The following is a 21,006-nucleotide window of genomic DNA, read 5'->3' as shown; positions in this document are numbered from 1 at the left end:
TTTCCCGGGCCGTCTGTGCCCAAATCCACCCGTAACCGCGGAGCTTCTCCTGCTTCGCGCACCGTTCGAAGGGACCACCATGTCTATTGCCCGCCGCTTCTCCCGCCGCTCGATCCTCGGTGCGGCCGCCGTCGCCGCCACCGCTTCGCTGGCCCTGACCGGCTGCGTGGCCGGCGAAGATTCCGAAGCCACCGCGGCCGAGGGCACCGGCGACGGTGTGCTCAACATCGACTTCGCCACCTACAACCCGCTGAGCCTGATCATCAAGGAAAAGGGCTGGCTGGAGGCCACCTTGGCCGACGACGGCGTTGAGGTGAACTGGTTGCAGTCGGCCGGTTCCAACAAGGCCAACGAGGCACTGCGCTCCGGCGCCGTCGACGTCGGCTCCACCGCCGGGTCCGCCGCGCTGCTGGCCCGCGCCAACGGCTCGCCGATCAAGACCATCAGCCTTTACTCGCAGCCGGAATGGGCCGCACTGGTCACGCTGCCCGACTCCGGCATCGACTCCGTCGAGGACCTCAAGGGCAAGTCCGTCGCAGCCACCAAGGGCACCGACCCCTACTTCTTCCTGCTGCAGTCGCTGGAAGAGGCCGGCCTCTCCGCCGGCGACGTCACCGTGGAGAACCTGCAGCACGCCGACGGTTTGACCGCGCTGAAGCAGGGCTCGGTGGATGCCTGGTCCGGCCTCGATCCGATCATGGCCGGTGCCGAAAAGGACGGCGCCGAGCTGTTCTACCGGAATCTGGACTTCAACACCTACGGCTTCCTGAACGCCACCGAGTCCTTCCTGACGGAAGAGCCGGAGCTCGCCCAGGCTGTGGTGAACGCCTACGAGAAGGCCCGCGCGTGGGCCGCCGAAAACCCGGAGGAAACCGCGCAGATCCTCGCCGACGTCGCCGGCCTGGACCTTGAGGTGGCCACCAAGGTGATCACCGAGCGCAGCAACCTGGACGTGGAAGCCGCTCCGGGCGAGAAGCAGCGCGCCGTGCTGGAGAAGGTCGGCCCGGCGTTCGTCGAGACCGGTGACGTGAAGAGCCAGGCTGACATCGACAAGGCCCTGGCGACCCTGCTGGACGACTCGCTGGTGAAGACGGCCGATCCGTCGGCCATCAAGGAATCCTAATGACGCACCTCGGCAACCCCGGCGCATCCGGCAACAGCGTTTATGCCACCAGCCAGGAAGGCCTGAAAGCCTCCGGCGTCCTCAAGACGGCACGGCCAGACCGGCCGCAGCAGGACGGTTCCTCGCCGGAACGGCGCCCAGCCAACGGACGGTCCGCTGCGGGCGTGCTCGGCAACGGCTGGGTGCGCCTGCTGCTTGGCCTGCTGCTGCCGGCCGCCGTGCTCGCGGCCTGGCAGTGGAGCACTTCGGCCGGACTGTTCAGCTCCGTCCAACTGCCGGCGCCCGGGGCGGTCATCGAGGCCGCGCTTGACTTGATTCAGCGCGGCGAGCTGGCCCAGCACGTGGCCATCTCCACCCAGCGCGTGCTGCTCGGTTTCGCCTTCGGCGCAGCCCTGGGCCTGGTCTTCGGCGCACTGATCGGCCTGTCCAAGGTTGCCGATGTGCTGCTCTCCCCCACCATCGGCGCGCTGCGTGCCGTGCCGTCGCTGGCGTGGGTGCCGCTGCTGATCTTGTGGATGAAGATCGGCGAGGACTCCAAGGTCACGCTGATCCTGATCGGCGCCTTCTTTCCGGTGTTCACCACTGTCTCGCTGGCGCTGCGCCACGTGGACAAGAACCTGGTGGAAGCCGGCCGCGCGTTCGGGCTGAAGGGCGTGAAGCTGCTGACCACCGTGCAGTTGCCGGCTGTGGTGCCGGCGGTGTTCTCCGGTCTGCGGCTGGCGCTGGCACAGGCGTGGCTGTTTCTGGTGGCAGCGGAACTGATCGCCTCCTCCATGGGACTGGGCTTCCTGCTCACGGACTCACAGAACAACGGCCGCACTGACAGGCTGCTGCTGGCCATCGTCCTGCTGGCCATCATCGGCAAAATCACCGACGCACTCTTGGGAGTTGCGGAGAAATGGGCAGTAAAGAGATGGGCATAGAAGTAGCCGAAACCGCCGCCGGCCGGGCAACCGCTGGGGGCACCGCCGTCGTTCTTGAAGGGACGCCGTACCGAGACCAGGTCACCGCCTGGCCGGAGCCGCAGACCGAGGCCGAGCGGATTGCGTTCTGGGAGCGCGCCGCCGCCCGGCTGCAGTGGGCGGAGCCGTGGCATACCGCGCATTCGGCCACTCCGGTGGACACCGAGGCGCGCCGCGGCCCGGAGCTGCGCTGGTTCGACGGCGGCACGCTGAACGCCGCGGTCAACTGCGCGGACCGGCACGTGGCCGCCGGTCTCGGCGACAAGGTGGCGCTGCACTTCGAGGGCGAACCCGGCGACCGCCGCACGGTGACTTACCGCGATCTGCAGGAACTGGTCTCGCAGGCCGCCAACGCGCTGCTGGCGCTGGGCATCGGCAAGGGCGACCGGGTGGTCGTCTACCTGCCGGTGCTGGTGGAAACGATTGTCATCACGCTGGCGTGCGCGCGGATCGGCGCGGTGCATTCGCTGGTGTTCGGCGGCTTCTCCGCGGAGGCGCTGAAGTTCCGGGTGGAGGACACGCGCGCCAAACTGCTGGTCACCACCGACGGCCAGTACCGCCGCGGCGCCGCCGTCCCGGTCAAGGCCAACGCGGATGAGGCCGTCTCCGGCGAGAACGCGATCGAGCACGTGCTGGTGATCAACCGGACCGGGCACACGGACATCAACTGGGTGGAAGGCCGCGACGTCTGGTGGCACGACGTGGTCGAGTCGCAGCCGCGGGTGCATGAGGCTCAGGCAGTCGATGCCGAGACGCCGCTGTTCATCATGTACACCTCCGGCACCACCGGCCAGCCCAAGGGCCTGGTCCACACCACCGGCGGGTATCTGACCCAGGCCTCGTTCAGCCACTCGTACCTGTTCAGCAACCCGGACCCGGACGCGCGGGCCGACGATGTCCATTGGTGCACCGCGGATCTGGCCTGGGTCACCGCGCACACCTACGAGATCTACGGACCGCTGAGCAACGGCGTGACCCAGGTGATCTACGAGGGCGTGCCGAACGCCCCGCACCCCGGCCGGCACTTCGAGGTCATCGAGCGCTACGGCGTGACCAGCTACTACACCGCGCCCACGCTGGTCCGGTCACTGATGGGCTGGTTCCCGGACGGCATCCCGGCCGAGTACAACCTGGGCTCCATCCGGCTGGCCGGCACCGTGGGTGAGGCGGTGAACCCGGAGGCGTGGCGCTGGCTGCGCAGCCAGGTGGGCCGCGATTCGCTGGTGGCCGGGGACCCGTCGTCGGGCATTCCCATGGTGGATACGTGGTGGCAGTCCGAAACCGGCGCCACCGTGCTCTCGCCGCGCCAGACGGACGCCTCCTTCAAGCCCGGCTGCGCCACCCGCGCCTTGCCGGGGCTGGCCACGGACATTGTGGACGACGGCGGTGCCCGGGTGGGTACCGGACAGCAGGGCAACATCGTGGTCACCAAGACCGGGCCGTCGATGGCCCGGACCGTCTGGGGAAACCCGGAGCGCTACTTCAGCTCCTACTGGGAGAAGTATGCGGCGCAGGGCTGGTTCCTGGCCGGCGACGGCGCCCGGTTCGATACCGACGGCGACACTTGGATCCTGGGCCGGACGGACGACGTCATCAACATCTCGGGCCACCGGCTGTCCACCATCGAGATCGAGTCCGCGCTGGTCTCGCATCCGGCCGTGGTCGAGGCCGGCGTGTGCCCGACGTACGACGCGAAGACCGGGCACGCGGCCACCGCCTTTGTGGTGCCGCTGGACAAGTCGCTGATCGGGGCGGAGGTTGCCGCGCTGACGGCCGAGCAGGCCGCCGCGGTTGCCGCGCTGCGCGAACACGTGGCCACACAGATCGGTCCGATCGCCAAGCCGCGGGACGTGGTCTTCGTGCCGGACGTGCCCAAGACCCGCTCCGGCAAGATCATGCGGCGGCTGCTGACCCAGTTGTTCGAGGGAACCACGCTGGGCGACACCACGTCGCTGCAGAACGAGCCGTGCATCGCGGAGATCCAGGCCATCTGCCAGCCGCGGTAAGCGCCGGGGTGGGCGGGGGGTGGCGGACGGCCCGCCCCGGGGCGTCCGGCCCCGGGCGTTCCGGCCCCGCTCGCGCCGCGAGGCCCGCTCGCGCCGCCGCCGGCCAGCTCGCGCGGCCGCACTGCAGGCCCGGCCCGCGACCCGGCCCGCGCTCCAGCCACCCTCCGTTCGCTCCCACGTTTATTCTTCGGTCCGCAGCATTTCCCCTAGTCAGGGCGTTTCGAACCGGCCGAAACGTGGGAAGTTAGTCCTATACGTGGGATCGAACCACGCAAGTCCTACTTCAGGCCGACCTCCGCAGCATGGTCATGACCTCGGCCACGACGCGTTCCGGCGCGAAGACCAAGTCCTCGTAGACATATCGGAGCGTGGGCATCCCGCTGAGTATGCCCGCGTTGTTCCGCCTCCGGTCTTTGAGGAAGGCCGCGCGGTCCCAGTGAAAGTCGAATCCGTCCAGCTCGATAATGAGTCGGCCTTCCACCACCATGTCCACCCGTCCGAGTCCCCGGATGCGCACCTGGGTCTCCACATGGAGACCGGCAACCCGGAAGAGATCCCGGGCAATAACCTCCAACGGCGAATCGGCGTCATCGCCTATGTCCTGCACCAACTGCCGCCGAAAGCTATTTCGCGGACCGGGTAGGAGATCCACAAGCTCCTCCTTCGAAACTCGTCCTAGGCGTACCGCTGACTCGGCGATGACCAGCGCTTCCAGGCGCGGACGGCAGCGGATTGCGTGCAGCACACAATCCACGCTTCCTACGTAACCCCAGCGGCCTGCGTTCACGAGGCGGCCGCGGTGCTTGATCACGGTTACAGGTTGTCGGCCGTGGTCTGTCCACAGATGCAATTGGGTCGGGTCTTTCATGGTCCATAGTCCGAGCTCCCTTGCGGCCGAGACGCATGTAAGCAGCCCACCGGCCGTCATTGCAGTGCGGAGGTTCGCATCCGCGTTGGCGGTGCCGACGAGCCCCCGGTGAACGGACTTCAGGACACCCGAAGAGATAGCCACCTTCAGCGCGTCTGATCCGATGCCCGCTCTCCGCAGATCCTTGACGAAGGCCGTACCTCCTTTTTTCGCAACATACTCGGCGATCATTTCCGGGCTCTGCATGACACCGATGATGACCCGCTGTCTCCGGGGCCGCCAGCATTGAGCCGGACCTGTGGATAGTCCCGGCGTCCTCTAGTAGGTCTCGCGCCGCTGACCAGACAGTTGCCGTCAGTAGCGGCCGCCGAAGAGGCGGATCTGGGTCCGGACTTTGTCGCGGTGCTCCTCGATCAGGGCGTCTTTGGCGGCACCGGCTTGCCACGATGCGCTGAGCCTGCGAGCAGTTGCCACAAGAGCATGGGACATGGCATTTACCGCAGGCCGGATCCCACGGATGACACGGAGGCGGGCAGCCTCGCGAGCAGGCACTGGCAAGGTCGACCGAACGCTTGTCGCGGACGGATGGATAGATGGGACGGCTAAGGACGGACTGGAGCCGTGTGCCCGGTCAGCGACGTCGACGTGATGGCGGGTCTGCGTTGAAGTAGTCATGGCTTCAGGCTCCGCGCATGTTCAGGCAAGGGCCACGATTCGGCAGGACCCGAATCGGGAATGGATCCGGGCTCCGGGCTCCACGCTCCGGCCGTGCCCAGGATTCGGCCCTCCCCGAATCCTCGACCGGAGCACCCGGCGACCTTACGCTGTTCCCATGCACATCACCCTCAGCGCCGAGGACCTGACCAAGGTCCGGTTCGAGGCGGCGCCGCTGGGCGAAACGGTCGCCAGCCTGCGCGCCCTGCAGGTGGGAACGCCCATCCACCGGCCATGGATCGAGGCCACCAAGCGGCGCATCGCCGAGTCGGCCGATCCGCAGGCCCGGGACCATTTGCGCCTGCTCACCGCGCTGGTTCCACCGAAGGGCTTCCTGGCTGACTCCATCACGCCCACGCCGAAGTACCAGGGCACGTTCGCCGAGGGCCTCGCCGCCGTCGCCGATGTGCCCCCGGAGGTGTGGCAGCGCGACGTCACCCACCTGCTCAGTCAGAACCCGGCCGACTACGCGCGCGAGGAGCTGCAACGGCTCGCGGAGGACATCGACGCCGGCATCCCGGGCATCACCGCCGCCCTCGAGTGGTACTGGCGCACCGCCATCGAACCCGTGTGGCCGCGGCTGCGCTCCCTGCTGCTGGCGGACATCGACAGCCGCCTGGCCCAACTGTCGCGCGACGGCATCCTTGAGGTCTTCAAGAGCCTGCACCCCAGCGTCCGCCCCACGCCCACCGGGCTGGAGATTATGCGCGGCTGCGAGGCCGACGACGTGCCCGAGCCCGGCGGCGGCCTGCTGCTGGTGCCGAATGCGTTCGTCTGGCCCAACACCTTGGTGCTCAACGTCCGGCCGTTCGTGCCCACCCTGACCTACGCACCGCGCGGCGTCGGCCGGCTCTGGGAAGCCAGCCGCGAGGCGACGCACAGCCCGGTGGCGCGGCTGCTCGGCAAGACCCGGGCGCAGATCCTCGCGCAACTCGATGTACCGATGACGACGACGCAGCTCGCCCGCTGCTTGGACCTCGCCGCCGGGACGGTCAACGAGCATCTGAAGGTGATGTCCGAGAGCGGTTTGGCGGCCACCATGCGTTCCGGCCGTGAGGTGTTCTACCGGCGGGCCGAAACCGGCGAGGCGTTGCTTACCCGGTTATGACGATGCGCGCCGCGGGGTTGGCGTCTCCTCCAGCGACGACCCCGGGCTGTCCACGTTTTGCGGGTAGGTTTTGCGCTTGTCCTAGTCAGCGCCGGACGCCGCTCTAAGACATGGACAGTTCCTGCTGAACGTGGACACCGGTCACGTTCAGCGGCGTCGCCGTTCGTGGCCGGCTGAGACCGGCGAGGCTCTGCTGGCCCGGTTGTAAGACCCAGCCGGCGCACCCGTTTGGACCGACTACCGTTCCCGCAGCGCGCGGACCAGCGAGTCGAACCGTTCGTTGGCGGCCAGATCATCGAGCAGGATGGCTTCCCCGTCCGGGCCGGCCAGCGGGATCCGCCAGTTGGGGTATTCGTCCGCGGTGCCCGGCTGGTTCTGGGTCCGCCGCTCCCCCACCACGTCGGTCAGGGCGACCCCCAGCAGCACCGACGGGGTCTGCGCGATGAACGCGTGCAGCGCGTCGATGGTGCGCTGCTCGCCGGAGGTGGCGGCGCCGCCGTCGTCGTCGTGCTGTGAAGCAACCGGAACCCGCGAGCGCACCAGGGACAGCACCGACTCCTGGGCTGCCCGGTCCAAGGTGCGCTCCTCCTCCACCGGCCGGTTCAGCAGGCCCAGCGATTCGCGCAGGTTCACGTGCTCGCCGGCAAGGTAGCCGGCGGTGGGCGGCAGGTCGTGGGTGGTGACGCTGGTGAGGCAGGAGCGGCGGTAACTCTCCGGCGGCCGGGGCGTGGCGCCGTCGTACTCGAACCACAGGATGGAAGTGCCCAGGATGCCGCGCTCGGCCAGGTAGTCCTGAACGCCGGGCTCGAAGACCCCGAGGTCCTCGCCGATCACCACCACGCCGGCCCGTTCGGCCTCGAGGGCGAGGATGCCGATCAGGGCCTCATGGTCGTAGTACACATAGGCGCCTTCGCCGGGCGGGCCGCCGACGGGGATCCACCACAACCGGAACAACCCCAGGATGTGGTCGACTCGGATGCCGCCGGCGTGGCGCAGGATGGTCCGCAGCATGTCCCGGTAGGCGGCATAGCCGGACTCGGCGAGGCGTTCGGGATGCCACGGCGGCTGGGACCAGTTCTGGCCCTGCTGATTGAACATGTCCGGCGGCGCGCCCACCGAGATGCCCGCGGCCAGCACATCCTGCAACGCCCAAGCATCGGCACCGGCTGGATGGACGCCGACCGCGAGGTCATGCACTATCCCGAGGTTCATTCCGGCATCGAGGGCCCGGCGCTGCGCGGCCTCAAGCTGCTCGTCACACAGCCATTGCAGCCACTGGTGGAACTCGATGCGGTCCTTAAGCGCACTGCGCTGAGATTCGATGAACTCCGGGTCGGACCACTCGGGAGCACCGGGCGGAAGGGATTCGGCGAGCGCGCACCACAGGGCAAAGCGCTCCAGCCCCTCGCCTTCCTGAACGCGGAAGGCGTCGAACTGCTGTTGCCGTTCCGCGGGCCGGGGCACCGCGAAAACTGCTTCCAGTGCCCGGAGTTTGGCCGCATAAACGGGATTGCGGTCCAGAATGCCGGCGTCCAGATTCGCGTCGTGGAAGGTATTTTCCAGCGGAATGTCCCGGGCCTCGGGCACATCCTCGACCCGCAGGTAGATCGGATTGACGAAACGGCGCGTCGCGGGCAGGTAGGGCGAGGGCTCCACCGGCGGCTTGGGCTGCGCCGCGTGCAGCGGATTGATCAGGACGAACCCTGCACCCTTCGCGGCAGCCGTTTCGGCCAGCACGGCCAGGTCGTCAAGATCGCCGATACCCCAAGACGACCGCGAGCGCACGGAGTACAGCTGCGCCATCAGGCCCCAGGTACGGTGAAGCCGGTCGGCGGTGGTCAGCCGTTGCGGGGTGACGACCAGCGCGCACCGTGCCTGGCTGTCGGGCGTCGCCGGGGGCTGGCCGGGTGGGCGCTGGCCGATTGGGGCTTGGTCGATTGCTGCATTGCCAGCTCCGGACTCCTCGGTTGGTGCCCTGCCGGTTCCGGCTTCCGTCAGCTCAAGCGTGTGCCAGCCCAGCGGGAGGTCGGCCGGCACCACCGCGGCCAGACGATCCCGCGGAACCCCCGCCGCCTCGTGCGGCCCGCCGGGCACCACGTCAACGTCGCGCCGGGACCCGTCCTCCAACACGATCTGCACCCGGGGGCTCGCGCCGGCACTAACATTGACCGGCACCTCGGTGGCGTCTCCTTGGCGGACGACGACGGCGGGCGGCAGGTTGCGCTGCAACGGCGCCAGTTCCGCGGCACGGAGGGAGACGGTCACGTCGTCGTCGGTATTGCAGGGAACACCCAGCGCGGTGAGGACAGCGACCAGCGTTGCCGGCGCGACCGCCTGCTCAGCTCCGTCCCAACCCCGGAAGGTCGTGCCGACGCCGTGTTCCCGTGCGAGGCGCTGCAGCGCCGTAAGCTCAGCCATGGAACCTAATCTACGGGTGGCATTGGATGCGTGCACCCCGGCGGGTCTCCACACGCTCGCCGGCGCTCGCTTGGTCGACCACCGGACGCGGGGCACGACCCGGCGCTCGCTTGGTCGACCACCGGACGCGGGGCACGACCCGGCGCTCGCTTGGTCGACCACCGGAGGCGCGGCACGACCAGACGCTCGCTTGGTCGACCACCGGACGCGCGGCAGCCAAGCCGAGCACCGCCGTCGTACTGGAAATTCAAGGCAAGACGCAACGCGGCTCAACAATTTTGGCGGCTACGGCGGAAGTTGCGAGAATGGACGGGACCATCCCGAGCGGTTGAGAGATCTGGCTCTTTGACACCGCAGCAACCATCCGGCCAACCGGAAAGGTGCTACCGCCAGAAGCGATGGAGAGAGCGCAAGCAATCTTTGATCCGGATGGCGCCCCCGCATCCGGGCGCGCCGCTAGGACCGTCATTGCCTCGGGAACCTAAGTTTTGAAGGAGCTGCCTGATGGCTGAACGCACATTCGGTTTCCGCACCCGTGCCCTGCACGCCGGCGGCACGCCCGACGCCGAGCATGGCGCCCGGGCCGTGCCGATCTACCAGAGCACGTCGTTCGTGTTCAAGGACACCGACGACGCCGCGAACCTCTTCGCGCTGCAGAAGTACGGCAACATCTACTCCCGCATCGGCAACCCCACCGTGGCCGCGTTCGAGGAGCGCATCGCCTCGCTGGAAGGCGGCATCGGCGCGGTGGCCACGTCCTCGGGCATGGCCGCTGAGTTCATCACCTTCGCGGCACTGGCCGGCGCGGGCGACCACATTGTGGCCTCGTCCAAGCTCTACGGCGGTACCATCACCCAGCTGGACGTCACGCTGCGCCGGTTCGGCGTGGAGACCACGTTCATTGACTCCACCGACCCGGCCGACTTCGCCGCTGCCATCCGCGAGAACACCAAGGCGGTCTACACCGAGATCGTGGCGAACCCGTCCGGCGACATTGCCGACCTCGCGGGTCTGGCCTCGGTGGCGCACGACGCCGGCCTCCCCCTGGTGGTGGACGCCACCTTGAGCACTCCCTACCTGATCCGGCCCATCGAGCACGGCGCGGACATTGTGATCCACTCCGCCACCAAGTTCCTCGGCGGACACGGCACCACGCTGGGCGGCGTTGTGGTCGAGTCCGGGCGTTTCAACTGGGGCAACGGCAAGTTCCCGCAGATGACTGAACCGGTGGCCAGCTACGGCAATGTGTCCTGGTGGGGCAACTTCGGCGAGTACGGCTTCCTGACCAAGCTCCGTTCCGAGCAGCTGCGCGACATCGGCCCGTCGCTGTCCGCGCAGTCCGCGTTCCAGCTGCTGCAGGGCGTGGAAACGCTGGCGCAGCGGATGGACGAGCATCTGGCCAACGCCCGCAAGGTGGCCGAATGGCTGGAAGCCGACGAGCGGGTCTCCTGGGTCAGCTACGCCGGCCTGCCCGCGCACCCGCACTATGAGCGCGGCCGGAAGTACCTGCCCAAGGGCGTGGGCTCGGTGTTCAGCTTCGGCGTCAAGGGCGGCCGCGTGGCCGGCCAGAAGTTCATCGAATCGCTGCAGCTGGCCAGCCACCTGGCCAACATCGGCGACGCCCGCACCCTGGTGCTGCACCCGGGATCGACCACGCACCAGCAGCTCACCGCCGACCAGCTCGTGGCCGCCGGCGTGCCCGAGGACCTGATCCGCATCTCCGTGGGGCTGGAAGACGTGGACGACATCCTCTGGGACCTGGACCAAGCGCTGACGGCATCGCAGCAGGCAGGTGCCGAGCACGGCCCCAGCCGCGACCATGAGGACGACGCGTTCGACACCTCCGAGTTCGCCTCACCCAGCTATGCAGGCGAGTCCTGCACGATCCAGGCGGCGCGTGCCGCCCGGACAGAGCCCGGAACGCGCGTAGTCGAGTCCGTGGAAGAACTGATTGAAGCCGAAGAAGGAGCCGCCAAGTGACCGCCACAGCAGAACGCGCGTGGGTGGGACCGTCCGCCCCGGAACGGCTGAACATCCTGCGGAACACCAAGTCGATTGCGATAGTCGGCGCCTCGGACAAGCCCAGCCGGGCCAGCTACTTCGTGTCCACGTACCTGCTGTCCAGCTCGCCGTACAAGGTCTACTTCGTGAATCCGGTGGCCAAGGAGATTCTGGGCCAGCCGGTCTACAAGTCGCTGGCGGACCTGCCCGAGGTCCCGGACCTGGTGGACGTGTTCCGCAAGCACGACGACCTGCCCACCGTGCTGGAGGAGACGCTGGCCGTCGGCGCCAAGACCATCTGGCTGCAACTGGGCTCCTGGCACGAGGAGGTCGCGGCCAAGGCCGAGGCCGCCGGCCTGAACGTGGTGATGGACCGCTGCGTAAAGATCGAGCACGCCCGCTTCCACGGCGGCCTGCACCTGGCCGGATTCGACACCGGCGTAATCTCCTCCAAGCGGCAGTTGACCGCGTAGAGCGGCTTGCCCAAGGTTTCACGGCAACAATAGCCCGTTCCTAGTCCCCGGCCCTCCCTTGGAGGGCCGGGGCAGGGGCGGGCTTTTGCTTGCCCCGGACGTTGAGGTAGGAGCTTCCAAGGATTTCCCCAAGGTCCTCGTCAGATGCTGTGGCCAGCCACACATCACTCGACTAGGGGAGTCATCATGTTCAAGAAATCCGCCCATCCAAAACACAGGAGGGGCACCGAACGTGCCCAAAGGGGGAAGCCATCCGTTCCCCAAAAGGTGACCGCCGGGCTGGCCGCGCTGGTGCTGGGCGCGGGTGTGCTGCCCACAGCCCTCGCTCCCGCCGCGCTGGCAGCGCCGGTCGGTCAGGGCCTGACTCTTAATGCCGGGGATATGAGGTTCATCCTCAAGCAGATCAAGATTGCGGAGAACCACGCAACCAAGGAAGACGCCGAGGGTAAGCCGGTTGCGGGCCAGCCGCTCCTCGGCTCCGGCCCCAACCAGATAGCCAATCCCCTGTTGCCGTTCGGGCTGCGAACGGTGGACGGGACCGATAACAACCTGGTGGCTGAGCAGGGGCACTACGGATCCGCCAGCCTGCCGTTCCCGCGGCTGGCTGAGCCGGAATGGCGTACCACGGCCGGGGGGCAGTCATACAAGTCAGTCAACACCACCGTGACTGATGCCGACCCCCGCTTCATCAGCAATGTCATTGTGGACCAGACCGCCAGCAATCCTGCCGCGATCGCCGCGGCCGGCAAGGCGCACCGGACGGTGAACGACGGCCCGACGGCGGTTCCTTGCGACGCCGATGGCCTGCCGGTGGACTGCGTGCCGGAAGGAGAGACCCTCGACATCCCGAATGTCACCACCGACTTTGGACTCTCACCGCCATACAACGGCTTCTTTGCCCTGTTCGGCCAGTTCTTCGACCACGGCGTGGACTTCACCAAGAAGACCAATAACTTGGTCATGATGCCCCTGGCAACGGATGATCCGCTGTATGTCGAGGGCGGGCCGAATTTCATGGTCCTCAACCGGGCGGAGAACCAGCCCGGGCCTGACGGCGTGCTCGGCACGCCGGACGATATCCAGGACGGCACCAATACTGACTCCCCGTGGGTCGACCAGAGCCAGACCTACTCCTCAAACCCGTCGCATCAGGTCTTCCTCCGGGACTATGAGCTCAACGAAAGCGGCGACCCGGTCTCTACCGGCGAACTGATCGAAGGAGCCCCCGGCGGCATGGCCACCTGGGCGGACATCAAGGCCCAGGCCGCGTCCATGCTCGGCCTGGAGCTCTCCGATGCTGACGTCGTGAACATCCCGATGCTGGCCACCGACCAGTACGGGCGCTTCCTGCGGGGCCCCAGCGGCCTGCCGCAGTACATCACCCAGGACAACCAGTTCGTGGAAGGGAACCTGGAGAACCCCGTCGCCCCGCCGGCGAATGTCCAGCGGATCGGGATCGCGTTCCTGGACGACATCTCGCACTTCGCCGCACCGTTCGACTCCCGCGGCAGGGCGCTGGCAGCTGACGGAGATAGCGACCTCACGCCAGTTACCGGTCCGCAGGCCGCGGGCACCTACGACGACGAAATGCTCGACGCGCACTTCGTTGCCGGCGACGGCCGCGTCAACGAGAACATCGGCCTCACCGCCGTCCATCAGGTCTTCCACTCGGAGCACAACCGATTGGTCACCTACATGGAAGACCTGCTGACGTCCTTGAATCTGGATCTGAACGAGTGGAAGCTCCCCAACGGCGAATGGAACGGGGAGCGTCTGTTCCAGGCCGCACGGTTCGTCACGGAGATGGAGTACCAGCACATCGTCTTCGAGGACTTCGCGCGGAAGATCCAACCGGGCATCAATCCGTTCAACGTCTTCACCCAGTCCGACACGGGTATCAACCCGGCGATCCACGCGGAGTTCGCCCATGCGACCTACCGCTTCGGTCACTCGATGTTGACGGACACGGTGGACCGGAAGACCAACAGCGGTGCCGATATCGGCCTTCCGCTGCTGGACGCGTTCCTGAACCCGCCGGCCTACTACGCCAACGGCGATGCCACGTTGACCCCCGACCAGGCCGCCGGCGCAATCGCCATGGGCATGACGGACCAGGTGGGCGCCGAACTAGACGAGTTCGTCACCGATACGCTGCGCAACAACGTCCTGGGCCTGCCCCTCGACCTCGCCTCGCTCAACATCGCCCGCGGCCGGGACACCGGCGTTCCATCGCTGAACAACTTCCGCAAGCAGCTCTATGAGCAGACGAGCGAGTCGTCGCTGAAGCCCTACAGCAGCTGGGTTGACTTCGGGCAGGCGCTGAAGCATCCAGATTCGGTGGTCAACTTCATGGCCGCTTACGGCACGCACCCCAGCATCACCGGGGCCACGACCATTGAGGCCAAGCGCGCTGCCGCACAGAAGCTCTTCGACATGAGCCCCGACCCCGCGGCGGAAACACCGACCGATGCCTACGACTTCGTCAACAGCAATGGCGAATGGGCGAACGAGGGCGCCGCTTCCAAGACCGGCCTCGACAAGGTTGATCTATGGGTAGGCGGCCTTGCCGAGGCGCAGAACCTCTTCGGCGGGCTGCTCGGCTCCACCTTCAACTACATCTTCGAACGCCAGATGACTGATCTGCAGGACGGCGACCGGCTTTACTACCTGTCCCGCACCTCGGGCCTGAACCTGCGGACCCAGCTTGAAGGCAACTCTATGGCCGAACTGGTGATGCGCAACACCGACGCCGCAGCGCTCAAGGCCGATGTCTTCGGTGTCGCCGACTGCGAGTTCGAGATGAGCAACATCGTGGCGACTACGGGCAATAACGTCGCCGATGATCCTGCCTCCGTTTGTGACGAATCGGCGCTGCTGATGCGCATGGCCGACGGCACCGTCCGCTACCGCGTCTCCAACAGCGTGGACCGCGCGGGTCTGAACGCCCAGGCGACCTACAACGGCAAGGACGACGCCGACGGCGCCGACGGAACGGACCGCATCTGGGCCGGCATCGACAATGACACCGTCTGGGGCAACGGCGGCGATGACATCATCGAAGGCAACGACGGTGCGGACACCATCTTGGGCGGTTCCGGCAACGACCGGATCACCGACACTCACGGAGACGACGTGCTCAAGGGTGGCCCCGGCAACGACGCGATCGACGCCGGTCCCGGACTGGACATCATCATGTCCGGCGAAGGCGACGACTTCTCCAACGGCGGTCTCAACGGCAACGAGCACTTCGCCGGCGAGGGCAATGACCTGGTGATGGCCGGCGACGGCCCGGACACCGTGTTCGGCGGCGGCGGCGATGACTGGCAGGAAGGCGGTAACGCCAACGACCTGCTCCAGGGAGACAGCGGCGCACCGTTCTTCGACGACATCAACAACCCCGGCCACGACGTCCTCATCGGCGACAGCGGCGAGGACGACTACGACGCCGAGGGCGGGGACGACATCATGGTCGCCGGCCCCGGTATCGAACGCAATCACGGTGTCTACGGCTTCGACTGGGTGACCCACGCCCGGTCCGTCGAAGCGGGCGATTCCGACATGCGGATGATCATCGTGGAGGGCCCCAACGCCCTGAAGGACCGGTTCCTGCTGGTAGAGGCCCTCTCCGGCTGGGACAAGGACGATGTCCTGCGCGGTGATGACGTCGCTCCGTCAGACCCCGACAACGAGGTCGGCGTAGCCGGCCTCAGCAATGCGCTCGATGCCGAGGGTATCAAGCGCATCACCGGCCTGGCCGACCTGCTGCCCGCTGGCGCCACCGACTTCGGTGCTGGCAACATCATCATCGGCGGTTCTGGCAGCGACCAGATCTGGGGCAACGGTGCGGATGACATCATCGACGGCGACAAGTGGCTAAACGTCCGGCTGAGCGTCCGCGACGACCAGGGCACGGAACTGAAAACCGTCACCACCCTGAAGGACATTCAGGCCGACATCATGGCCGGCAAGATTGACCCGGGCAACGTTGTCATCGTGCGGGAAATCCTGAACAGCGCGGCTCCGACTGACATCGACACCGCCAACTTCTCGGGCGCACGCGATGAATACGACATCACTACGGTCAACGGAGTCACCACCGTCGCGCACACCGGCGGCACCGGGGACGACGGCACTGACACCATCACCAACGTGGAGCGGCTCCGGTTCACGGACCAGACCGTTGACGTGGCGGCCTTGCGCGATACCCAGGCACCCACGGTGACCGGCCGCACTCCAGCTGCCGAGGCAACGAATGTGGCAGTGGGGACCGACATCACGGCGACCTTCAGCGAGGTCGTCCGGGCGGTCGACGGGACAACGGCTACCTTGACGGCAGCCGGGGCACCGGAGCCTGTTGCCGCCACCGTAACCTACGATGAGGCCACCCGAACGGCGACGCTCAACCCGACGGCTGACCTGGCGATCGACACGGTCTACACCGTTCGGCTCACCAGCGGAATCCGGGACACGGGGGGCAACCCCCTGGCTGCTACCAGCTGGACGTTCACCACTACCGGGCCCGCTCCGTCAGTGACCGGACGGACCCCGGCGGAGGACGCGACCGACGTGGCCACCAATGGGAACGTCACGGCTACCTTCAGCGAAGCGATCACCGGAGTCAACGCCAACACCTTCCGTGTCACCAACTCGGCGGGCACGGCAGTGGCCGCAGGACTGAGCTACAACGCCGCAACCCGGACCGTCACCCTCAACCCGGAGGCAAATCTGCAGGCTAACACGGTTTACACCGTGGAGTTGACCAGCGGCATCCGGGACCTGCAGGGTAACGCCCTTCCGGCCACCACTTGGAACTTCACTACCGAAGGCGGCCCGTCCATCACCGGACGGACCCCGGCGGTGAATGCCACGAATGTGGCCGCCAACGGCAACATCACCGCTACCTTCAGCGAACCGATCACCGGAGTCAACGCCAACACCTTCCGGGTCACCAACTCGGCCGGCACGGCAGTGACCGCGGCACTGAGCTACAACGCCGCAACCCGGACGGTCACCCTCAACCCCGCTGCCAACCTGTTGACCAACCGCACCTACACGGTGCAGTTGACCAACGGCATCACGGACCTGACGGGTAACCCGATCACGGCCACCAGCTGGAACTTCACCACCGAATCCGGCCCGTCCATCACCGGACGGACCCCGGCGGTGAACGCCACCAACGTGGCTGCCAACGGCAACATCACCGCTACCTTCAGCGAACCGATCACCGGAGTCAACGCCAACACCTTCCGGGTCACCAACTCGGCCGGCACGGCAGTGACCGCGGCACTGAGCTACAACGCCGCAACCCGGACGGTCACCCTCAACCCCGCTGCCAACCTGTTGACCAACCGCACCTACACAGTGCAGTTGACCAACGGCATCACGGACCTGACGGGTAACCCGATCACGGCCACCACCTGGAACTTCACCACCGAATCCGGCCCGTCCATCACCGGACGGACCCCGGCGGTGAACGCCACCAACGTGGCCACCAACAGCAACATCACCGCTACCTTCAGCGAACCGATCACCGGAGTCAACGCCACCACCTTCCGGGTCACCAACTCGGCCGGCACGGCAGTGACCGCGGCACTGAGCTACAACGCCGCAACCCGGACGGTCACCCTCGACCCGAATGCCCTGCTGGCCAACCGCACCTACACCGTGCGGCTGACCAACGGCATCACGGACCTGACGGGTAACCCGATCACGGCCACCACCTGGAACTTCACCACCGAAGCCGCTCCGGCCATCGCCGGGCGGACCCCGGCGGTGAACGGCACCAATGTGGCCACCAACCGGAACCTGACGGTGAAGTTCAGCGAACCGGTCAAGGGCGTCAGCGCCAGCACAGTGACGCTGAAGACCTCCGCGGGCAAGAAGGTAGCGGCCACCGTCAAGTACGACGCTGCGAAGCGCACGGCCACGGTGGACCCGAAGGCGATCCTGCCGAGCAGCACCCGCTTCACGGTGAGCCTCAGCAACGGCATCACGGACGTCAACGGCAACCGCCTGGCGGCCTCCAGCTGGAGCTTCAAGACGGAAAGCCGGCCCACGGTGTCCAAGCGGACGCACGCATCCGGAGCCAAGTCGATCAACCGGAGCCGCAACGTCCACGTGAAGTTCAGCGAAGCAGTCTCCGGAGTCAGCGGCTCCAGCTTCAAGCTGGTGGACAACAAGGGCAAGACGGTTTCGGCCAAGGTCAGCTACAACTCGCGCACCAAGACGGCGACCCTGAACCCGTCAAGCAAGTTGAAGGCAAACGCCACCTATAAGGTTCGGCTGAGCAGCAGCATCAAGGATGCCTCCGGCAACCGGCTGTCAGCAACCAACTGGTCGTTCCGGACCGGACGGTAAATAGCCGCCTCTACCAAAAGAGTCCAGGCCTCGGAGAAATCCGGGGCCTGGACTTTTTCGTGCCGGGAACCGCTACCTTCGCAAGACTGGCGTTGTGCGTCCCTCGGCGTCAGTGCGCCGGGACGATCTCCACTGTGCTGGCGAGCCGGCGGTTCTTGAGCACGGGCAGAAATTCGCGTACTTCGTCAATCCGGCGCCGGGTCACGTCGACGGTGACCACGCCGCGCGGCTCGTCGTCCAGGTAGGCCACCGGGATGCCCATCGGATCCAGGATGGCCGAGTGCCCCACGGTATTGGTGCTCGAGGTCCCGGCCGCAGCTACCCAGCAGGTGTTCTCGATGGCACGGGCGCGCAGCAGCGTTTCCCAGTGCTCGATCTTGTGATCGCCCTTAAACCAAGCGGCCGGCACGCACAGCAGGTCCGCCCCTTGCGAGGCCAGCGCCCGTGCCAGCTCGGGGAAGCGCAGGTCGTAGCAGGTGAGCACGCCGATGTTCAGCTCCCCCAGCTGCACGATCTTCAGGCCGCCGTCGCCGGGCTTGATCCGCTTCGACTCCTGGTAGGAGAAGGCGTCGTACAGGTGCAGCTTGCGGTAAGTGTCCACAATCCGGCCGTTGGAGTCCACGATCACCAGCGTGTTGTACGGCCGCTCCTCGCCGCTGGATTCATAGCCGCCGGCGATAATCGCGATGCCGATCTCGGAGGCAATAAAGGACAACTGCTGCACAAACGTGGTCCAGTTGGCGTCCACGGCAGCGGCCAGATCGCCTTGCACATGCCGCACCGTGAACATCGACTCTTCCGGCAGCACGATCAGTTCCGCACCGTCGGCCTTGGCCTCTTCCGCAAGCGAGCGCACCGTCGCAAGGTTCTCCGACATGTCCCCGCTGGGGTTGAGCTGTCCGACGCTGATCTTCATGATGCGCTCCCGTCTTGCTGGCGGCGTGTTTCCTTCCAGCCTACCTAAGGTCAACTCCACCGGCGCACGTGGGAACGTTGCGTTCAGGGGACGACGACGGTGCGCCGGGTCGTGCGCGGCGGCAACCTTGCGGATACCCGCCGTTGCGACGGCGTCACGGCGGGGCTTCGCCGCCGGCGTTACCGAGCGCAGCGCAGGATGGCCTCCACGCTCCGGTCCGCGTCCGCTTCGGTGGTGGACCAGTTGCAGACGCTGATCCGCATCGCTGCCTGACCATGCCAGGTAGTGCCGGAGAGCCAGAGCGTCCCGTCCTCCTGCACCCGGTGCACTACCTCGCGGGTGAACTCGTCCGGGTCGGAGCCGCCCTCCGGCATGAACCGGACCAGGACTTGGTTGAGCACCACCTCGTTGAGGATTTGCACGCCGTCCACGGCAGCCAGTTGTCCGGCCATCCGCGCGGCCAGCGAGCAGCAGCGCCCCACCAGGTCCGCCACCCCATCGCGACCAAGGGTCCGCAGCGCGGCATAAGCAGGGAATCCACGGGCGCGCCTGGAGAACTCCGGCACCCAGGCCACCTCGTCCCGTTCCTGCCCGTACTCCAGGTAGGCCGCGTGCGGCGGGGACATGGTGCGCTGGTGCACATCGGAGTCGCGGACAATGGCGATCCCGGAGTCATAGGGAACATTGAGCCATTTGTGCGCGTCGGTCGCCCAGGAATCCGCCAGTTCCACGCCGTCCAGCAGGTGCCGGAACTCCTGGCTGGCGGCGGCCCACAGCCCGAAGGCGCCGTCCACATGCACCCACGCGCCGTCCCGCCGTCGGACGCGTTCCACCGCCGCCCGGAGAGGGTCGAATGAACCGGAGTTTACGTTGCCGGCCTGCAGGTTAACGATCAGCGGCAAACCCTCGGGGATCCGTTCCAGCACTGCGTCGAGTGAATCCAAAGTAATCCGGCCTTGCTCATCCGTATCCACCAAGTGAATGCGGCGGCGTCCCAGGCCCAGGTACTGCAGGGCCGACAATACGGTGCTGTGGGCTTCTTCTCCCACAACGACGGCGATCTCCGGTGCGCCGAAGAGTCCGTCGCTGACCACGTCCCAGCCGGCACGTTCCAGGACCGCCGTCCGCGCGGCAGCCAAGCAGGTGAAGTGGGCCATCTGGCAGCCGGTGACCAGCCCGAAGCCGCAGTCCGGCGGCAGACCGAACAGGTCCAGCAGCCACTGGCCCACTGCCTCTTCCACCACCGAGGCGGCCGGACCGGCCACATACAGTCCGGCATTCTGGTCCCACGTGGACGTTAGCCAGTCGGCAGCAAGAGCCGCGGGCTGAGCACCACCAATGACGAAGCCGAAATACCGCGGCCCAGCCATCGCCACGGCAGCCCTCCCGCCGACGTCGGCCAGGTGCTCAATGACTTTCCACGGGTCCTCGCCCCGCTGGGGCAGTTCACCCATCAACTCATGGCGCAACTCGGAAACGTCCATTCCCGTTTTGACCGGGCGTTCCGGCAGCGACCGCAGATAGTCCGCGGCAAGTTCGGCGGTGCGGCGGAGCAGTTCCTCGTCCCCCATGACGTGCATGCTACGCCGCGGGCCACGCCTGCGACAGTGGCTGGGGTGGTTTGGGGGTTAACGAAGGGAAGGCCCCGCCGTCGTTGGCGGGGCCTTCCCTTGTAAAGAATGTCCGGCGGTGACCTACTCTCCCACACCCTCCCGAGTGCAGTACCATCGGCGCTGTGGGCCTTAGCTTCCGGGTTCGGAATGGGACCGGGCGTTTCCCCCACGCTATGACCGCCGTAACCCTTCGTGCACGCCTTGAAACCTTTGGGGGTTGTGTGGCGGCAAATCTGTGGTTACAAGCTTGTTGCTTGGAACTGTATTCAATTGTGTTGTTCCCGGGCTGACAACGGTTGTTGTCTGGGAACCACATAGCGGACGCGTAGCATGCATTTGATCACCCACCCCAGGGGGTGGTGTGGTGTAAGTTGTCGGACTATTAGTACCGGTCAGCTCCACGAGTCTTTCGTCCTCGCTTCCACATCCGGCCTATCAACCCAGTGG

The 21,006-nt window shown here is 66.7% G+C and carries 12 protein-coding genes, 1 rRNA gene and 1 riboswitch; of the genes, 7 read left to right on the top strand and 6 right to left on the bottom strand.

The annotated features are described in order from the left end of the window. Positions 1-79: 79 nt before the first annotated feature. From AB0N75_RS02915 to acs, 3 genes are read left to right on the top strand one after another with little or no spacing between them, the layout of a single operon-like run. Positions 80-1,123 carry an aliphatic sulfonate ABC transporter substrate-binding protein gene (locus tag AB0N75_RS02915; protein WP_364644871.1) on the top strand — a complete coding sequence of 348 codons (1,044 nt, stop codon included), beginning with the start codon at positions 80-82 and terminating at the stop codon, positions 1,121-1,123. Then, positions 1,123-2,046, top strand: a complete 924-nt coding sequence (locus AB0N75_RS02910; RefSeq protein WP_364644868.1) for an ABC transporter permease — start codon at positions 1,123-1,125, stop codon at positions 2,044-2,046. Before AB0N75_RS02915 ends, AB0N75_RS02910 begins: the two co-directional genes overlap by 1 nt. Further along, entirely contained in the window at positions 2,022-4,091 is a 2,070-nt protein-coding gene (gene acs / locus AB0N75_RS02905) for an acetate--CoA ligase (protein WP_364644865.1), read from the top strand. The genes AB0N75_RS02910 and acs overlap by 25 nt, the downstream gene beginning before the upstream one ends. Positions 4,092-4,374: 283 nt before the next feature. Here acs and AB0N75_RS02900 read toward each other — a convergent pair whose 3' ends face one another. Then, positions 4,375-5,205, bottom strand: coding sequence for a hypothetical protein (locus tag AB0N75_RS02900; protein WP_364644862.1), 831 nt, complete (start codon positions 5,203-5,205; stop codon positions 4,375-4,377). A 108-nt stretch (positions 5,206-5,313) separates the two neighbouring features. Continuing rightward, entirely contained in the window at positions 5,314-5,448 is a 135-nt protein-coding gene (locus AB0N75_RS02895; protein ID WP_364644859.1) for a hypothetical protein, read from the bottom strand. A gap of 343 nt (positions 5,449-5,791) precedes the next feature. Between AB0N75_RS02895 and AB0N75_RS02890 the strand changes: the two genes are divergently transcribed. Further along, positions 5,792-6,781 carry a helix-turn-helix domain-containing protein gene (locus tag AB0N75_RS02890; RefSeq protein ID WP_364644856.1) on the top strand — a complete coding sequence of 330 codons (990 nt, stop codon included), beginning with the start codon at positions 5,792-5,794 and terminating at the stop codon, positions 6,779-6,781. Positions 6,782-7,018: 237 nt separating this feature from the next. On the opposite strand, the gene malQ is transcribed toward AB0N75_RS02890, so the two are convergent. Further along, complete coding sequence (malQ, locus tag AB0N75_RS02885) at positions 7,019-9,199, bottom strand: 4-alpha-glucanotransferase (protein ID WP_364644853.1); 2,181 nt, start codon at positions 9,197-9,199, stop codon at positions 7,019-7,021. Positions 9,200-9,511: 312 nt separating this feature from the next. After that, a riboswitch (SAM riboswitch) is annotated at positions 9,512-9,604 on the top strand. A gap of 99 nt (positions 9,605-9,703) precedes the next feature. On the opposite strand from malQ, the gene AB0N75_RS02880 reads away from it, so the two are divergent. The 3 genes from AB0N75_RS02880 to AB0N75_RS02870 all read left to right on the top strand — a co-directional run bounded on the left by AB0N75_RS02880 (position 9,704) and on the right by AB0N75_RS02870 (position 18,030). After that, on the top strand, positions 9,704-11,179 hold the full coding sequence (locus tag AB0N75_RS02880) for an O-acetylhomoserine aminocarboxypropyltransferase/cysteine synthase family protein (RefSeq protein WP_364644850.1): 1,476 nt from the start codon (positions 9,704-9,706) through the stop codon (positions 11,177-11,179). Next, on the top strand, positions 11,176-11,673 hold the full coding sequence (locus AB0N75_RS02875; RefSeq protein WP_364644847.1) for a CoA-binding protein: 498 nt from the start codon (positions 11,176-11,178) through the stop codon (positions 11,671-11,673). Before AB0N75_RS02880 ends, AB0N75_RS02875 begins: the two co-directional genes overlap by 4 nt. A gap of 186 nt (positions 11,674-11,859) precedes the next feature. After that, a complete protein-coding gene (locus AB0N75_RS02870; protein WP_364644844.1) occupies positions 11,860-18,030 on the top strand; it encodes an Ig-like domain-containing protein in 6,171 nt (2,056 codons plus the stop codon). Between the two features lie 109 nt (positions 18,031-18,139). Here the strand turns inward: AB0N75_RS02870 and AB0N75_RS02865 are convergent, their stop codons facing one another. The 3 genes from AB0N75_RS02865 to rrf form a co-directional block, all read right to left on the bottom strand. Continuing rightward, positions 18,140-18,946, bottom strand: a complete 807-nt coding sequence (locus AB0N75_RS02865; protein WP_364644841.1) for a carbon-nitrogen hydrolase family protein — start codon at positions 18,944-18,946, stop codon at positions 18,140-18,142. 179 nt (positions 18,947-19,125) lie between these two features. Then, positions 19,126-20,517 (bottom strand): aminotransferase class V-fold PLP-dependent enzyme, encoded by a 1,392-nt coding sequence (locus AB0N75_RS02860; protein ID WP_364644838.1) that lies wholly within the window; start codon positions 20,515-20,517, stop codon positions 19,126-19,128. Between the two features lie 110 nt (positions 20,518-20,627). After that, positions 20,628-20,744 (bottom strand): 5S ribosomal RNA (gene rrf / locus AB0N75_RS02855). Between the last annotated feature and the right edge of the window lie 262 nt (positions 20,745-21,006).

This window comes from Arthrobacter sp. NPDC089319 (genome assembly GCF_040684925.1).
In the GTDB taxonomy this organism is placed as follows: Bacteria; Actinomycetota; Actinomycetes; order Actinomycetales; family Micrococcaceae; genus Crystallibacter.
Note: the sequence above shows the minus strand (reverse complement) of the source record. Positions and strands in the feature narration are given on the sequence as shown.

Bases quoted from the DNA above. Each gene is read 5' to 3' on its own strand.
- AB0N75_RS02910 (WP_364644868.1), top strand. From the start codon at position 1,123: ATGACGCACCTCGGCAACCCCGGCGCATCCGGCAACAGCGTTTATGCC.
- malQ (WP_364644853.1), bottom strand. From the start codon at position 9,199: ATGGCTGAGCTTACGGCGCTGCAGCGCCTCGCACGGGAACACGGCGTC.
- AB0N75_RS02860 (WP_364644838.1), bottom strand. From the start codon at position 20,517: ATGGGGGACGAGGAACTGCTCCGCCGCACCGCCGAACTTGCCGCGGAC.
- AB0N75_RS02895 (WP_364644859.1), bottom strand. From the start codon at position 5,448: ATGTCCCATGCTCTTGTGGCAACTGCTCGCAGGCTCAGCGCATCGTGG.
- AB0N75_RS02865 (WP_364644841.1), bottom strand. From the start codon at position 18,946: ATGAAGATCAGCGTCGGACAGCTCAACCCCAGCGGGGACATGTCGGAG.
- AB0N75_RS02870 (WP_364644844.1), top strand. From the start codon at position 11,860: ATGTTCAAGAAATCCGCCCATCCAAAACACAGGAGGGGCACCGAACGT.
- AB0N75_RS02880 (WP_364644850.1), top strand. From the start codon at position 9,704: ATGGCTGAACGCACATTCGGTTTCCGCACCCGTGCCCTGCACGCCGGC.
- AB0N75_RS02900 (WP_364644862.1), bottom strand. From the start codon at position 5,205: ATGCAGAGCCCGGAAATGATCGCCGAGTATGTTGCGAAAAAAGGAGGT.
- acs (WP_364644865.1), top strand. From the start codon at position 2,022: ATGGGCAGTAAAGAGATGGGCATAGAAGTAGCCGAAACCGCCGCCGGC.
- AB0N75_RS02890 (WP_364644856.1), top strand. From the start codon at position 5,792: ATGCACATCACCCTCAGCGCCGAGGACCTGACCAAGGTCCGGTTCGAG.
- AB0N75_RS02915 (WP_364644871.1), top strand. From the start codon at position 80: ATGTCTATTGCCCGCCGCTTCTCCCGCCGCTCGATCCTCGGTGCGGCC.